Below are 14,065 nucleotides of genomic sequence, written 5' to 3' on the forward strand. Positions count from 1 at the left end.
CATGAAACTGGCCCCGAAAGACGCCCGCGCGTTCTTCGCCAAACCCGACCCGACCCGCGCCGGCCTTTTGATCTATGGCCCCGATGCCATGCGCATCGCTATGCGCCGTCAGGAAGTTATCGCAGCCCTAGTTGGCCCTCAGGGCGAAGCGGAAATGCGCCTGACGCGCATCCCGTCTTCGGATTTGCGCAAAGACCCGGCAATGTTGATGGACGCAATCAAGGCGCAGGGCTTTTTTCCCGGTGCGCGTGTGGCTTTTGTAGAGGACGCCACTGATACGGTCGCCAAAGCCATCGACGCGGCGTTGAAGGATTGGCGGCAAGGCGATGCTACCATCCTCGTGACATGCGGGCAGCTCACCCCCCGCTCTGCCTTGCGCAAGATGTTTGAGGGCCACAACAACGCCTATGCGGCAGCAATCTATGCCGATCCACCTGGCCGCGATGAAATTGAAGCAGAGCTTCGCAAGGCAGGTGTAACCGACATTCCACCCGATGCGATGGGTGATTTGATGGACCTAGGCCGTGTTCTCGAGCCGGGTGATTTCCGTCAAACCGTCGAAAAGCTGTCCCTTTATAAGCATGGTGACGCCACGCCCGTTACGTCCGACGACATCGCAAACTGCGCCCCCGCTACGTCCGAGGCATCGCTTGATGATGCGCTGGATATCGTGGCGGAGGGACGGTTTCAGGAAATCGGTCCGATCCTGACCAAGCTGGAGGCGCAGGGTGTTGCCGCCGTGCGCTTGTGCATCGGGGCGACGCAGCATTTCCGCAAGCTACACTTGGCAGCAAGCGACCCAAAAGGGCCAGACGCCGGCATCGCTCGCGCCCGCCCGCCCGTACCATATAAGCGCAAGGACCGGATGCTCCGGCAGGCCCGCGCTTGGGGCACCTACAAGCTCGAAAACGCCCTTCGGCTTCTGACAGATACAGATTTGCAGCTCAGGTCAGCTAGTACAGCACCACAAATGGCGCTTATGGAACGGGCGCTGATCCGCCTTGCAATGATGAACCGAAGATGAGGAAGCCCCCATGTATACGCTGATCGGATTGACCAAAACGCGCACCTTCCGCGTAAAGTGGGCACTAGAAGAGCTGGGATTGCCTTACACGCAACGGCAGGCTCCCCCCCGTTCCGACGAGGCGATGGAGCACAACCCCTCCGGCAAAGTTCCTGCATTGATCGTCGACGGCGCTACACTGACTGATAGCACTGCGATCATCACATATCTCGCTGACAAACATAGTGGGATAACATGTAAAGCTGGCACGCTAGGCCGTGCACGTCAGGATGGGTTTACGCATCTGATCCTCGACGAGCTTGACGCCGTACTCTGGACTGCCGCCCGGCACAGTTTTATTTTGCCGGAGGAAAAGCGCGTACCCGAAGTCAAAGAATCTCTGAAATGGGAATTTGCCCGCTCTGAAGCGGTGCTGGTCGCTCAAATGGGTGACGGGCCGTTCCTGATGGGTGAAGAGTTTACCATCGCGGATATCGTACTGACGCATTGTCTCGATTGGGCGATTGGCGCGAAGTTTGGCATCTCACAATCTCGTTTGAGAGAATATCTCAAAACCGTACACGCGCGGCCTGCCTATATAGCTGCGCGCGCTGACTAAGCGGGCTTAGTTTTGGCACCTACGAGATCTTGTTCGCCGACGGGCGCGACGCGTACGCAGCTGCAGCGTTCCCTGCCCAGCGGCCTGTCGCCAGACAACCAGTTATCAGGTAGCCGCCCGTTGGCGCTTCCCAATCCAGCATCTCGCCAGCGGCAAAAACACTAGGACGCGCGCGCAGCATTAGAGTCTTGTTGACCGCTTCCGACGCCAATCCGCCTGCCGTCGAGATCGCCTCGTCTATTGGACGCGGCCCTTTGTGTGGAACCGGAAGCGCCTTGATCAAAGCCGCCATATCGGTTGGATCATCCGGCAGCGGTCGTGCGAACTCTTGTAACAGAGCCAGCTTGACTGGCTCCAGTTTCAGGTTCTTGCGCAGATGATTTGACCAGCTGTTTTTCCCGCGTCTGCGCCTAAGGCGTTTCTCAACGTCAGCGATACTTAAATCAGGCAAAAGATCTATCTTCAGCTCAGCGCCATCGCGCACCGCCCCGGACACGGCATATACGCCGCCTCCCTCCAGCCCTTTGGAAGATATAACCGCCTCGCCGCGTATCGGAGCACCACCCGCGCTAAATGCAATATTCTTCAAGGGCGTTCCCAAGTGGTCATCCATATGGGTCGACCAGTCCACCACAAACCCCATATTGGCAGGTTTGAAAGGTTGCAGATCGGAACTGTTGAACTGCTCGGCCCATGCTCCGTCTGATCCAAGCTTGCGCCATGACGCGCCGCCCATTGCAAGGACAGTCACCGTTGGCTCAACTTCGATCGGCCCGTTAGGCGTCATGAAAATCGAAGCGTTGCCCTTCCAGCCTGTCCACCGCCACCGCGTTTGGAAACTTACATCTTTTTCAGCCAAGCGCGCCAACCACGCCCGCAAAAGGGGCGAGGCCTTCATTGCTTTTGGAAAAACCCGCCCACTTGAGCCGGTAAAAATCTGTTGCTCCAAATCTTCGGCCCAAGCCATGACGTCTACCGGTCCGAACTCTCTAAGCGCGGGCAGCAACCAGTCGGCTTTGAATGTACTGAAGAATTCAGCTTCGGGTTCATCTTTGGTCAAATTTAGTCCCGACTTACCAGCCATAAGAAACTTGCGTCCAACCGAGGGCTTTTGTTCGGCAACGGTCACTGAACGACCTGCATCCGCCAGCATCTCGGCTGCCATCAGGCCCGCAGGCCCGGCGCCGATGACAAGTGCATCGCTCACTTGGGCATCTCGCCTTTGAACTCGATGACACGGTGCGGATAAGGGATCTGAATTCCGTTGTCTTTCAGCGCGTTCCAGATGCGGAACAACACATCAGATGTGTATTTATGCCGCCCGTCGTCAATTCCGTTCACCCAGAACTCCACCGAAAAATCTATCCCGCTATCGCCAAACCCACGCAGCTCGCAATCGGCGGGGTATGGCTCCAGCAATACGTCTGGGTGCGCCTGCACCGCGGCCTCGACAATCGCGGGGACGGTATTGATATCGGTATCATAAGATACAGAAAATTCCGCCTCATACCGGTTAGCCGATCCTTGATCTGAATAGTTGACGACACGGGTGACAATGAAATCTTCGTTGGGCACGACAATCCATCTACCGTCGTAGGTCTCCAGGATGATCGCCCGAGCAGTCATCTTTACGATGGTGCCGGCTTCACCTCCGTCAAGCTCTACGAAGTCGCCCACGGTGGCTTGGCCTTCCAGTAGCAAGATGACGCCCGATATGAAGTTGGAGGCGATCTTTTGCAGGCCAAAACCAAGACCAACACCGATAGCACCGCCCAACACGGCAAGACTGCCGAGGCTGATCCCCATGATGTTCATCAACAGCAGGAACGCGGCGCCAAAGATCATGATCTCGACGGCTTTCACCGCAAGTTGCCGCGTCGCAGGGCGCAGCTCTTTCTGGTTTCCGATCATCGCCGCGCTTTGGTCGTTTGACCAACGCCCTAGCCAGAACAACAGCGAGCCAGCAATCAGCCCCCGTACCAGCGCCATGAGCGAGAAGCGGATGTTCCCGATTCCAACCTGGAACTCCGTGAGCGCCACCGTAGCGGTATCCAACAGACCCAGCGCATATAGCGCCGCTATCGGGATCAGGATGAATTTACCAAGTAGTTTCAGGAACGGATCAGTGATGATCCGCTGCACAAGGATTCGCGCTGCAAGAAACAGAAATACACGCTTTCCGAACGCGATGACCGCGCCACTATCGAATAGCGACCGGACGACCTGCTCGCCTACGGCGGTAAAGACGTAGGCCAACAGTGGCAGCATGAGCGGCAGGAACCGAAGAACAAAGCGTCGTGCCGTTGTGATGATGCCTTGGGACTCTTCTGCAGGTGTTAAAAGCGCACGCAGCATTTTGTTCAAACGTCGGCTTAGAAGCCACGCCAGTCCGAACGCGGCAACCAGCAGTGCGAACTGGGACCAGGCGGCCGGACTCGTAAGCCAACTCAGCGCCAGCTCCCAGCCCTGTTCGCCATAGCCTAGCATCTTCTGAATAAATGGATTGTTTTCCATCGCATGCACCTCTGGTCGTCGCACCTTGTTGGGTAATCTCTAGTCGGTCACCAACAGCAAAGGAAGCCCTACGAAGACGCGATGCCTTAGTTGGGAAGTCATCGCGCGGTGCGCCTAGCCAAGCATCGCCTTGATCCTAGCCGCATGCGCTGGCGTGGCTGCCACGACATCGTCCGCCAACGACTTTGCGGCATCAATTAGATCGTCGGCTTCTACTATGCGGTCGATCAAACCCCATTGCAGAGCCTCTTTTGCCTCAATCTTCTGGCCCGCCATCAAGATCATCTTGGCCCTTGCTGGACCAACGAGTGCACTTAGACGCGGCGGATCAGAAGGTTGCGGAAGAAAGCCAAGTTTCATTACCGGATAGAAAAATTTCGCCGTTGGGACACAAATGCGCAGATCGCAAGCCAACGCCATACCCGTGGCTCCGCCAGCCAGGGTGCCGTTTAACGCCGCAATGCTGAGGCCGGGAAAATCGGCGATTGCCTTTGATAGACGTTCCCAAATCGGATCGGTGGCCAAACCGGCCTTAGCGGCCTCCAGATCAGCGCCGGCACTGAACACTTTGCCTTCGCCTGTCAGAACAATGGCTTGCGCCTGCCCTGCCGCTGTTTCGACCGAGACTGCCAAGTCTTCCAGCATACCGCGTGTCAGCGAATTCGCCTTGTCCGGCCGGTTGATCTTGATAATCCAGATCGCGTCGTCCTTACGAAGCTCAATCATTCGCCAAGGCCCAACTGATTGCGGATATCCTCGTTTCGCAGCGAAATTTCCTCGCCCAGATGCGCGTCGGCATCGGCCCCGCACATCCAGAGTAGCGCCTTCGCGGGCCAATCGGCTGGAATATGGACGGACGGGTCCAACTCGCTGACCGGGTTAATACCGCTGGCTTTTATCTTGACTTGCATGTCAGTCGCGACCGTCCCCGGGGAAAGCCCCATGACGCGGATACCCGCATGGCTATGCTCTTTGTGGATGCAGCGCGTCAGCATGGCCGCTCCGGCCTTGGATGAGCAATAGGCGCTCCACCCTTCCAAGGGGCCGTGCGCAGCGCCAGAACTGATGTTCAAGATCGTGCCATACCCTTTGGCGATCATCGTCGGCAAGGTGGCTCTTACGCCATAATAGACACCTTTCAAATTCACATCTATGAGTCTGCCCCATTCCTCTGGGTCGCTATCTTCCAGACGCGCTATAGGGTCGATCAGGCCAGCATTGTTGACCAGAATGTCGATACGGCCAGTTTGCTCCAGCGCTACGCTCACAGCCTTGGTCCAGTGGTCGTAGTTAGCAACATCAGACGTGCAGACAATTGCTTGCGCCCCTATTTCAGCCGCCAGAACCTCCAGATCACGAACGCTGCGGGCGAGCAGAACAACCTGCGCCCCGGCCGCTGCCATGGCACGTGCAGTATCAGCCCCGATACCCCTGCTTGCACCCGTTATCAGCGCAGTTTTCCCCGTAAGATCAACCATGACTACTCCATCAACTTTCGCTCTATGTGACCCGTGCGCTATAACAGTTGCAAGCAGTCGTTACCCAAGTCGCCTTGCAAGCGGCGATCCATGAGACTACCTCCAACCATACACCACCGGAGCCACCTATGTCCCAAGATCTGTCCGCCCTAACCGACCGCATGCTTGAAGCCGCCCGCAAAGCTGGTGCCGAGAGCGCTGACGCGATGGCGGTTGATGGCACGTCCGTTTCCATCGACGTGCTAGATGGAAAGCTGGAACATGCCGAGCGATCCGAAGGCGTCGACATCGGCCTGCGCGTCTTGATTGGGCAACGGCAAGCAGTCGTGTCCTCGTCGCTTTTTGATGATGCGACTTTAACCACGATGGCCGAGCGTGCAGTCGCGATGGCCAACGAAGCCCCCGAAGACCCGTATATCGGTCTGGCAGACCCGACGCAGTTGGCCAACGATTGGGACGTGGGCACGCTAGAACTTTACGACACCACCCCTGAACCCAAGGCGGCAGAGTTGGAAGACGACGCCAAGCGGGCCGAGGCGACGGCCTTGGCACATGACGGTATCAGTCAGGTGCAATCCGCTTCTGCGGGTTATGGACAACGACGCATCCACCTTGCCACGTCCAACGGCTTTTCCGGTGGCTACCAGCGATCAAGCCGCAGTCTGTCTTGCGTAGCTATTGCCGGTGAGGGCAGCGCTATGGAGCGAGACTACTATGGCGAAAGCCGGATTTTTCAAAGTGAGTTGCCCGGCGCAGAGGAAGTCGGTCGCATTGCCGCAGAACGCACGCTAGCGCGTGCGGGTGCGCGCCGCCCGAAAACCGGGTCTTACCCTGTAATCTTCGACGAGCGCATCGCGTCCTCGTTAGTCGGACACCTGCTAGCGGCGTCAAACGGATCGATGATCGCACGCGGCTCCTCTTGGTTGGCCGGCAAGCTCGGAGAGCAAATCCTTCCTGCCGGCCTGTCGATCACCGAGAACCCGCACCGGCCGCGCATCTCCGGCTCTAAACCATTTGACGGCGAGGGCCTTGCCACCAAACAACGCGACATCGTGCGTGACGGGGTGCTTCAGGGATGGACGCTCGACCTTGCCAACGCCCGCAAGCTGGGTATGGAAAGCACCGCTTCTGCATCGCGCGGAACGTCGGGGCCGCCTAGCCCAACAGTCTCTAACATTGCGCTTACGCAAGGGGATCGTAGCTTGCAGGAGTTGATGAAGGAGATGGGGACCGGACTCTGGATCACCTCGATGATTGGCTCCACGATCAACCCCAACACCGGTGACTATTCACGCGGGGCCTCCGGTATCTGGGTAGAGAACGGCGAGCCGCAATATGCCATCAACGAATGCACGGTTGCTGGAAACTTGTTGGATGTGCTTCCCCGCATTCAACCCGCCAACGACGCCCGAACACATCTATCGCGTGTTGTTCCAAGCCTTCTGGTCGAAGGATTGACCCTTGCCGGCGACTGATGATTTACAGCTGCTAATCGACGCGGCCTACGCAAGCGGCGATATCGCGCGAAAGCACTTCAACGCGTCGCCAGAGGTTTGGGACAAGCCGGGGAATGCCGGACCTGTGACCGAGGCCGACTTAGCCATCGATGATATGCTGAGAACCGACTTGCTAGCTGCCCGAGCAACTTACGGATGGCTGTCCGAGGAAACTGAGGACGATAGCGCACGGTTGTCGCGAGAGCGGGTTTTCATCGTCGACCCGATTGACGGCACTCGTGCCTTTATCGCGGGTGAGCGGCATTTCTCCCACTCACTCGCTATCGCAGAGAATGGACGGGTGACGACCGCAGTGGTGTATGTCCCGATGTTGGACATGCTTTTCGCGGCAACCGAAGCCGGTAAATCGACCCTAAACGGTGCAAAAATAACTACGTCAGCACAGCTAGATCTGGATGGCGCGACCCTCCTCGCGACCAAACCGAACATGCGACCAGAACACTGGATTGGTGGTGTTCCCGCTGTGCAACGCAAGTTCCGGCCGTCGCTAGCGTACCGCCTTTGCTTAGTCGCACAGGGCCGCTACGACGCGATGCTAACGTTGCGCGACTGTTGGGAATGGGACATCGCAGCAGGCGACCTTATCGTGCGGCAGGCAGGTGGAACCGTCACCGACCGCCATGACAGTCCGCTTGCATTTAACAACCCACATCCCAAGACCAAAGGTTGCCATGCAGCCGGTCCACCGATGCATAAGGCATTGCAAGCCCGCATTCGCCAGCCAGAGCAGTAATAAGCCCCTGTCGCAACCCTGACCCATGGCCTATTGTCGGCGCAAACCATAGCAACACCGGAGCCTTTCCTATGACCCAGCGCCTGCACCTCGTCTTTGGCGGCGAGCTTGTCGATCCAACCAAAAACGCGTTCAAAGACGTCGACGACATCCATATCGTAGGAATGTATCCTGACTATGCCACCGCCTACGACGCGTGGAAGTCAGAGGCGCAGAAAACTGTAGACAATGCGCATATGCGGTACTTCATCGCGCATATCCACCGCCTGCGCGACGAAAAGGTCGAGGCGTCACCGACCGAAGAACTCGACAGCTAACGCAACTGCGTAGGTCTCGCGATGGCATTTTCCCCAATGCTGGCACTTTATCTGACGGCCTCTCGCTGGATGGTTCCGCTTGCCAATCGCAAACTGGAATCCCGTTTGGCCGAAGGGAAAGAAGACCCTGACCGCATCAACGAGCGGCGTGGTATTGCCTCGCAACCACGCCCTCGTGGAGAGCTCGTTTGGTTTCATGCGGCGTCGGTCGGTGAATCGCTTTCAGTACTGGACCTCATAGAGTCGCTCATCGACGAGCGACCCGATCTAAACGTCCTTATCACGACTGGCACGCGCAGCTCGGCTGACCTGTTGGAATCGCGACTTCCTGACCAGACAATTCACCAATTTGTCCCATTAGATGCCCGTGAGTATGTCAGAACATTTCTCGACCACTGGAAGCCTGACGTTGCGGTGTGGACAGAAAGCGAGTTTTGGCCCTCACTCATCCATGAGACCAGCGCCCGCGGGATCGCGATGATTTCCCTCAATACCCGCATGTCACACGACTCCTACAAGAAATGGCTTTGGTTTCGCGGCGCCGCGAGCGCGCTGCTTGGAAAGTTCAATCTGTTTCTGGCGCAAGACAGGATTACAGCGAAGCACCTACAACGCCTTGGCATCCCATCCGATCGGGTGCGCATTAACGGTTCTCTCAAAGAAAGCAGCGGTGCGCTGCCGCACGACGAAAAAGAGCGTGAGGCGATCTCCGCTGCTTTAGAAACGCGCCCGGTCTGGCTCGCGGCGTCCACCCATCCTGGAGAGGATGAAATTGCGGCGGAAGCGCAGCGCATTGCCCGCCGCACCGCCCCGCGGCTGCTGCTTATCATCGCCCCTAGACATCCAGAGCGAGGGCCAGAGATTGCCGAAATGTTGCGCAAGTCCGGTTGGCGCGTGGCCCTGCGCTCCGAAGGGGTGCAGCCTGATGCCGTAATCGATATCTATATTGCAGATACGCTTGGTGAGATGGGCCTCTGGTACCGAATTGCCCCGCTTAACTTCCTTGGTGGGTCGCTGGTCGAGATTGGGGGGCACAACCCCTACGAGCCCGCCGCGTTGGGCTCTGCAATTCTGCACGGCCCACATATTGAGAATGCGAAAGACATTTATGAGCGCCTCGATGAATCGGGCGGCGCACGGCTGGTCAATGACTCCCGTAGTCTGGGCGACGCTGTGATTGAGTTGCTGGAACCCCACAGGTCCGCCGCAATGGCTCATGCAGCTTGGGAAATCAGCAGCCAAGGTGCGCAAGCCGCGGAAACCGCCTTCGTCGAAATCAACGCCGCCCTTGACCGCGTCGCAAAGGGGGACTGATGCAGCCTCCCCGATTTTGGCACCGACCGCCTGGATTATGGTCCACACTATTGTCGCCGCTGGGGGCACTCTACGCCGCCGGCACGGCACGTCGTTTGGCTCAAGGACAACCGTCGAAGCAGAGTGTACCGGTAATCTGCATCGGCAACATTAACGCTGGCGGGACAGGAAAAACACCGACTGTCATTGCGCTTACCCAACGGCTGCAAGCCATGGGTCACACCCCGCATATCGTATCGCGCGGATACGGCGGCTCGGTGACGTCTGTTGTTCGGGTCGACGAACGCGCACACAAAGCAGCCGACGTTGGCGACGAGCCACTGCTACTGGCGGCTTTCGCGCCGACATGGGTTTCACCTAACCGTGTTGATGGCGCGGAACTGGCCGTTCAAAACGGGGCTGACGCCATCATTCTGGATGACGGATTCCAAGACCCGGCGCTACACAAAGATCTGTCTGTGGTCGTCGTTGATGCCGCGCGCGGATTTGGTAATGGGAAGGTCATCCCCGCAGGCCCTTTACGGGAACCCATCGCCACAGGCCTTGCCCGTGCCGATTTGCTGCTGAGTATAGGCCCTAAAAAGGCGCAAAGTCGTTTTTTGGAGGCATGGGGAACGCCACCCTGTCCGCATCTAACAGGCCGCTTAACCCCGCTGCAATCTGGCATGGATTGGCAAGGGAGCCGTGTTCTCGCTTTTGCGGGCATTGGTCACCCGCAAAAATTCTTTGCGACAGTGCAAGAGCTGGGAGCGGATATCGTAAAGTCCGAGGCCCTTGAAGACCATCAACCCCTATCGCAAGCGCTGATGGTTAGGCTGGAGCATGAGGCGATGCTTCTTGGGGCCCAGTTGGTTACAACCGAAAAAGACGCAACGCGCTTGCCCGACGAATTCCGTGCCAAGGTTCTGGCTGTGCCGGTCCGGTTGGAAATCGAGAATTGGTCAGCGCTTGACGCCGCGCTGACCAAGTTGTTCTAGATATTACAGCTCGGCGTCGAGGATCTTTTTCAGATCATCATAGCTCATGTTTTCATGGAGCTTGCCGTTGATAACCAGCGACGGCGTGGAACGGATGCCATCCGCTTCTGCGTTCTTTTGGTAGACGGCGGTCAATGCCGCCGCTTTGTCGCCATCGGTCATACAAGCATCAAGCGTTGCGTCGTCAAGGCCCGCTTGCTTGCCAAACTTACGAAGATTGCCCGCGATCTGGGCAGGTTCGCCCTGCGCCCAGTCGCGTTGGTTCTCGAAAATCAGATCAGTGATCCCGAAATAGCGCATGCCGTCACCGCAACGCGCAACCATGCCTGCCCAAAGGCCATAACGGTCGAAATAGACCTCACGAAACACGAACTTTACTTTGCCAGTGTCGACGTAGTCTTTCTTCAGTTGCTTGAAGACGTTTTTGTGGAAGGTCGCGCAGTGCGGACAGGTGAAGGACGCGTATTCAATCAACGTGATTGGGGCGTCGACGTCACCGATGACCATTTCCTTGACGCCAGAGGTGTCTACGTCACTGGTACTCGCCGTCTGTGCGTTCAAAGGCGTCACCGGCTCAGGGCTATTCCCCGTTAGCACGAAAGCGCCAAGGCCGATGGCGAGGACGCCAACTATGGCAATCAGGATATTGCGGTTCATCTGCTTATGTTCCTTCTCAGGTGTTCGTTTTGCGGGCCATAACATTTTGGCCAAGTTGTTCCAATGCGCGGCGCAGGCCGTCGCTTTCTACATCGCTAGCTAGTTCTTTACTGGCGGAAATCACGTGGGGCGCGGGAGGCGCTTTCTGCTTAGGGGCCGTATCGAACGACATCTGCCCCTCGCTGAACCCGACAGGCGCGGTTTGTGTCACCCGAACGCGGCTGATGGCGGAGTACCCATAGCAGGCATTCACCTTCTCGCGAATTTGCGGAAGCATCTGCTGTACTAGCGGCGCGCTGGAGCCCGTGCACAGCACGGTCAGGGTCGCGCCAAATCCTTCGCGACCATAGCCGACGTCCACCGGATGGGCCATGCGGGCAGTGTCGTCGCCGACAATTTCATTCCAGTGGGTCAAAAGGCGCATAACGGCAAAGCCGCGCTTCTCTCCCGCCCGACGGATTTGCCCGTCGAGAAACCCGGACATCGCCGAAAACCCTTTCGAGCCGCGCCGACGGTGGGTCGGGCGACCCTTTGTGCTGGGCGCGGAATATGGCGTCTGCTTGCGAGTCACGTTTTTTGCCTTAGGTTGCGCCCATAACCTAACGCCTCACCTTCGCGGTGTCAGACAAAAGCGATCCAATAGGGGAATAAACTTTGCGTGAAGACCCAACTTCCGACGCCCTCCTTGCGTGGTACGATCAGCACGCACGGCAGATGCCGTGGCGCGTTTCGCCGCAAGATCGCGCGCAGGGTATCATGCCCGATCCCTATCGCATCTGGCTAAGCGAGGTAATGCTACAGCAGACAACCGTAGCCGCAGTGAAGGACTATTTCCTGAAATTCACCACCCTTTGGCCAACGGTTCAAGATCTCGCCGCCGCTGAGGATGCCGATGTCATGGCCGCGTGGGCAGGTCTTGGCTACTACGCGCGCGCGCGCAACTTGCTCAAATGCGCGCGTGTGGTGGCGGCAGAATATATGGGCGTATTCCCAAGCGATCGTGACAGCCTGCAAACGCTCCCTGGTATTGGGCCTTATACCTCCGCTGCAATTTCAGCGATTGCATTTGATCTTCCCGAAACAGTGTTGGACGGAAACGTAGAGCGCGTGATGGCACGTATCCACGCTATCGAAACGCCACTGCCTACAGCCAAGCCCGAGTTGATGGCTTTGGCGCAGGCTCTAACACCGCTCAAAAGGGCCGGCGATTACGCACAGGCGGTAATGGATTTGGGAGCCACGATCTGCACCCCCAAAAACCCTGTATGTGGAATATGTCCTTGGCGGGACGGCTGCGAAGGGCACGCCACAGGCATCGCGCCAGAGCTTCCACGCAAGCTGGCCAAGAAAGCCAAACCAACCCGTCGCGGGATCGCCTATGTATTACGCAACTCGAACGGCGACTGGTTGTTGGAAACGCGTCCTGAAAAGGGTCTACTTGGCGGAATGTTGGGATGGCCGGGGTCGGACTGGTCGGAAGCCCCCGTTGCTGCGCCGCCAGTATCAACAGGATGGGAGGCTGCCGGAATGGAGGTCCGCCATACATTCACCCACTTCCATCTGATCCTCGAGGTTATGACCGCGCGCGCAGATATAGACCCTGACATTGGGAAATTTGTCCCGCATCATGCTTTCCGCCCCTCCGATCTTCCAACTGTTATGCGCAAGGTATTTGACGTTGCGAAACATCGCTTCGAGTAGAATTGAGTGCCTCCCGTTAACAAGGTACAATCTAACCAAACCAGAGTCGAAACAGGTATATCATGGCAACTTTGACCACGACCGAGGTCTCGAAATTCAGTGCGGCGGTGCCGTTTTGGCTTTCTCTGCTCATGATACCCCTTGCGTTAATAGGGGCGACACAAGGCGGGTGGTGGCTGGCGTTGCTTCCAATCTATGGCTGGGGAATGTTCTCGATCCTCGACGCAGTCATTGGCCTAAATCTTGACAACGCCGATCTGGACACCACCGAGGACGATCTGTTTTGGTACCGCATCATCACGATGATCTGGTTCCCACTGCAATTCATCCTGATCTTCGGAATGATCGCTTACGCCACGCGCGCAGACCATTTGTCAGGCGGTGAGAAAATTGCACTGTTCTTCGGCATCGGAGTGATTTCGGGAACGGTGGGCATCAACTACAGTCACGAACTGATGCACCAGAAAAACAAGCTGGAGCGCTGGCTGGGCGACCTGCTACTCGCAACAGTTATGTACTCGCATTTTCGATCCGAGCATTTGCTGACGCACCATCGGTATGTCGCGACGCCCAAAGATCCGGTGACTGCACGGTACAACGAAGGCTTCCACCGCTTCTTCCCACGCGTTTTGCGCCAGAGTGTGATCTCGGCTTGGGATGCGGAAAAAGCGATGCTGGCGCGCAAGGATTTGCCCGCGACGGACTTTGGAAATCCGTTTTATCGCTACGCGGCGTTGCAGGGGGTGATGTTGGTGCTGGCATTTCTGATTGGCGGCTGGGCCGGTCTGGGGCTTTTCCTGTTCCAAGCCTATGTCGCAATCTGGCAGTTAGAGCTGGTTAACTACATCGAACACTATGGTTTGACCCGAAAGCATCTGGGAGAAGGCAAGTACGAGCACGTCCAGCCACGTCATTCTTGGAATGCCGCACATAAAGCTTCGAACTGGCTTCTCATTAATTTGCAACGTCACTCGGATCACCACTACAAACCCGACCGGCGCTTCCCGCTCCTGCAAAACTATACCGAGGAGGAAGCACCTCAGTTGCCTTATGGCTATCCGGTAATGACATTAGCCGCGATGGTGCCGCCGATCTATCGTCGCATTATGAACCCAAGGGTGCGCAAGTGGCGGGCAATGTACTATCCCGAAATTACCGATTGGGGGCCCTATAAAGCGGCCACCAACCCGATGCCGCGCTAGGCGACGGGTCTTCACTACAATTGGGACATCTTG

15 protein-coding genes are annotated in these 14,065 nt (G+C 57.3%); 9 read left to right on the forward strand and 6 right to left on the reverse strand.

Annotated elements, in window-relative coordinates; translation table 11 throughout:
* Position 1 precedes the first annotated feature (1 nt).
* Together holA and BCF46_RS10565 are read left to right on the forward strand one after the other, a co-directional pair.
* Positions 2–1,024 (forward strand): DNA polymerase III subunit delta, encoded by a 1,023-nt coding sequence (gene holA / locus BCF46_RS10560; RefSeq protein ID WP_121023986.1) that lies wholly within the window; start codon positions 2–4, stop codon positions 1,022–1,024.
* 10 nt (positions 1,025–1,034) lie between these two features.
* Positions 1,035–1,622, forward strand: coding sequence for a glutathione S-transferase family protein (locus tag BCF46_RS10565; RefSeq protein WP_121023988.1), 588 nt, complete (start codon positions 1,035–1,037; stop codon positions 1,620–1,622).
* A gap of 19 nt (positions 1,623–1,641) precedes the next feature.
* On the opposite strand, the gene BCF46_RS10570 is transcribed toward BCF46_RS10565, so the two are convergent.
* The 4 genes from BCF46_RS10570 to BCF46_RS10585 all read right to left on the reverse strand — a co-directional run bounded on the left by BCF46_RS10570 (position 1,642) and on the right by BCF46_RS10585 (position 5,614).
* Positions 1,642–2,829: a TIGR03862 family flavoprotein gene (locus BCF46_RS10570; protein WP_121023990.1), complete on the reverse strand. Its 1,188-nt coding sequence runs from the start codon at positions 2,827–2,829 to the stop codon at positions 1,642–1,644.
* Positions 2,826–4,136, reverse strand: coding sequence for a mechanosensitive ion channel family protein (locus tag BCF46_RS10575; RefSeq protein WP_121023992.1), 1,311 nt, complete (start codon positions 4,134–4,136; stop codon positions 2,826–2,828). The genes BCF46_RS10570 and BCF46_RS10575 overlap by 4 nt, the downstream gene beginning before the upstream one ends.
* A gap of 114 nt (positions 4,137–4,250) precedes the next feature.
* A complete protein-coding gene (locus BCF46_RS10580) occupies positions 4,251–4,862 on the reverse strand; it encodes an enoyl-CoA hydratase/isomerase family protein (RefSeq protein WP_121023994.1) in 612 nt (203 codons plus the stop codon).
* The gene (locus BCF46_RS10585; protein ID WP_121023996.1) at positions 4,859–5,614 is read right to left on the reverse strand and encodes an SDR family oxidoreductase; all 756 of its coding nucleotides are present in this window, start codon (positions 5,612–5,614) and stop codon (positions 4,859–4,861) included. The genes BCF46_RS10580 and BCF46_RS10585 overlap by 4 nt, the downstream gene beginning before the upstream one ends.
* 128 nt (positions 5,615–5,742) lie before the next feature.
* Here BCF46_RS10585 and BCF46_RS10590 point away from each other — a divergent pair, with 128 nt between their 5' ends.
* From BCF46_RS10590 to lpxK, 5 genes are all read left to right on the forward strand, one after another.
* Positions 5,743–7,089, forward strand: coding sequence for a TldD/PmbA family protein (locus BCF46_RS10590; RefSeq protein WP_121023998.1), 1,347 nt, complete (start codon positions 5,743–5,745; stop codon positions 7,087–7,089).
* Positions 7,076–7,864, forward strand: a complete 789-nt coding sequence (locus BCF46_RS10595) for a 3'(2'),5'-bisphosphate nucleotidase CysQ (protein WP_121024000.1) — start codon at positions 7,076–7,078, stop codon at positions 7,862–7,864. The genes BCF46_RS10590 and BCF46_RS10595 overlap by 14 nt, the downstream gene beginning before the upstream one ends.
* A gap of 71 nt (positions 7,865–7,935) precedes the next feature.
* Positions 7,936–8,181 (forward strand): DUF4170 domain-containing protein, encoded by a 246-nt coding sequence (locus tag BCF46_RS10600; RefSeq protein ID WP_121024002.1) that lies wholly within the window; start codon positions 7,936–7,938, stop codon positions 8,179–8,181.
* Between the two features lie 21 nt (positions 8,182–8,202).
* Positions 8,203–9,495 carry a 3-deoxy-D-manno-octulosonic acid transferase gene (locus BCF46_RS10605; protein WP_121024004.1) on the forward strand — a complete coding sequence of 431 codons (1,293 nt, stop codon included), beginning with the start codon at positions 8,203–8,205 and terminating at the stop codon, positions 9,493–9,495.
* Positions 9,495–10,472 carry a tetraacyldisaccharide 4'-kinase gene (lpxK, locus tag BCF46_RS10610; RefSeq protein WP_121024006.1) on the forward strand — a complete coding sequence of 326 codons (978 nt, stop codon included), beginning with the start codon at positions 9,495–9,497 and terminating at the stop codon, positions 10,470–10,472. The genes BCF46_RS10605 and lpxK overlap by 1 nt, the downstream gene beginning before the upstream one ends.
* Before the next feature lie 3 nt (positions 10,473–10,475).
* Here the strand turns inward: lpxK and BCF46_RS10615 are convergent, their stop codons facing one another.
* Both BCF46_RS10615 and BCF46_RS10620 read right to left on the reverse strand, forming a co-directional pair.
* Positions 10,476–11,129, reverse strand: a complete 654-nt coding sequence (locus tag BCF46_RS10615; protein ID WP_121024009.1) for a DsbA family protein — start codon at positions 11,127–11,129, stop codon at positions 10,476–10,478.
* A 16-nt stretch (positions 11,130–11,145) separates the two neighbouring features.
* Positions 11,146–11,613 carry a DUF721 domain-containing protein gene (locus BCF46_RS10620; RefSeq protein WP_121024520.1) on the reverse strand — a complete coding sequence of 156 codons (468 nt, stop codon included), beginning with the start codon at positions 11,611–11,613 and terminating at the stop codon, positions 11,146–11,148.
* Positions 11,614–11,783: 170 nt separating this feature from the next.
* Between BCF46_RS10620 and mutY the strand changes: the two genes are divergently transcribed.
* Positions 11,784–12,830 (forward strand): A/G-specific adenine glycosylase, encoded by a 1,047-nt coding sequence (gene mutY, locus BCF46_RS10625; protein ID WP_281272091.1) that lies wholly within the window; start codon positions 11,784–11,786, stop codon positions 12,828–12,830.
* Between the two features lie 62 nt (positions 12,831–12,892).
* A complete protein-coding gene (locus BCF46_RS10630; RefSeq protein ID WP_121024011.1) occupies positions 12,893–14,032 on the forward strand; it encodes an alkane 1-monooxygenase in 1,140 nt (379 codons plus the stop codon).
* Positions 14,033–14,065 lie beyond the last annotated feature (33 nt).

It is taken from the genome of Litoreibacter meonggei (assembly GCF_003663885.1).
GTDB classification, from domain to species: Bacteria; Pseudomonadota; Alphaproteobacteria; order Rhodobacterales; family Rhodobacteraceae; genus Litoreibacter; species Litoreibacter meonggei.

Excerpts from the sequence above, each read along its gene's own strand:
- holA (WP_121023986.1), top strand. The coding sequence starts at position 2 with ATGAAACTGGCCCCGAAAGACGCCCGCGCGTTCTTCGCCAAACCCGAC.
- BCF46_RS10565 (WP_121023988.1), top strand. The coding sequence starts at position 1,035 with ATGTATACGCTGATCGGATTGACCAAAACGCGCACCTTCCGCGTAAAG.
- BCF46_RS10575 (WP_121023992.1), bottom strand. The coding sequence starts at position 4,136 with ATGGAAAACAATCCATTTATTCAGAAGATGCTAGGCTATGGCGAACAG.
- BCF46_RS10580 (WP_121023994.1), bottom strand. The coding sequence starts at position 4,862 with ATGATTGAGCTTCGTAAGGACGACGCGATCTGGATTATCAAGATCAAC.
- BCF46_RS10585 (WP_121023996.1), bottom strand. The coding sequence starts at position 5,614 with ATGGTTGATCTTACGGGGAAAACTGCGCTGATAACGGGTGCAAGCAGG.
- BCF46_RS10590 (WP_121023998.1), top strand. The coding sequence starts at position 5,743 with ATGTCCCAAGATCTGTCCGCCCTAACCGACCGCATGCTTGAAGCCGCC.
- BCF46_RS10600 (WP_121024002.1), top strand. The coding sequence starts at position 7,936 with ATGACCCAGCGCCTGCACCTCGTCTTTGGCGGCGAGCTTGTCGATCCA.
- BCF46_RS10605 (WP_121024004.1), top strand. The coding sequence starts at position 8,203 with ATGGCATTTTCCCCAATGCTGGCACTTTATCTGACGGCCTCTCGCTGG.
- lpxK (WP_121024006.1), top strand. The coding sequence starts at position 9,495 with ATGCAGCCTCCCCGATTTTGGCACCGACCGCCTGGATTATGGTCCACA.
- BCF46_RS10615 (WP_121024009.1), bottom strand. The coding sequence starts at position 11,129 with ATGAACCGCAATATCCTGATTGCCATAGTTGGCGTCCTCGCCATCGGC.
- BCF46_RS10620 (WP_121024520.1), bottom strand. The coding sequence starts at position 11,613 with ATGTCCGGGTTTCTCGACGGGCAAATCCGTCGGGCGGGAGAGAAGCGC.
- BCF46_RS10630 (WP_121024011.1), top strand. The coding sequence starts at position 12,893 with ATGGCAACTTTGACCACGACCGAGGTCTCGAAATTCAGTGCGGCGGTG.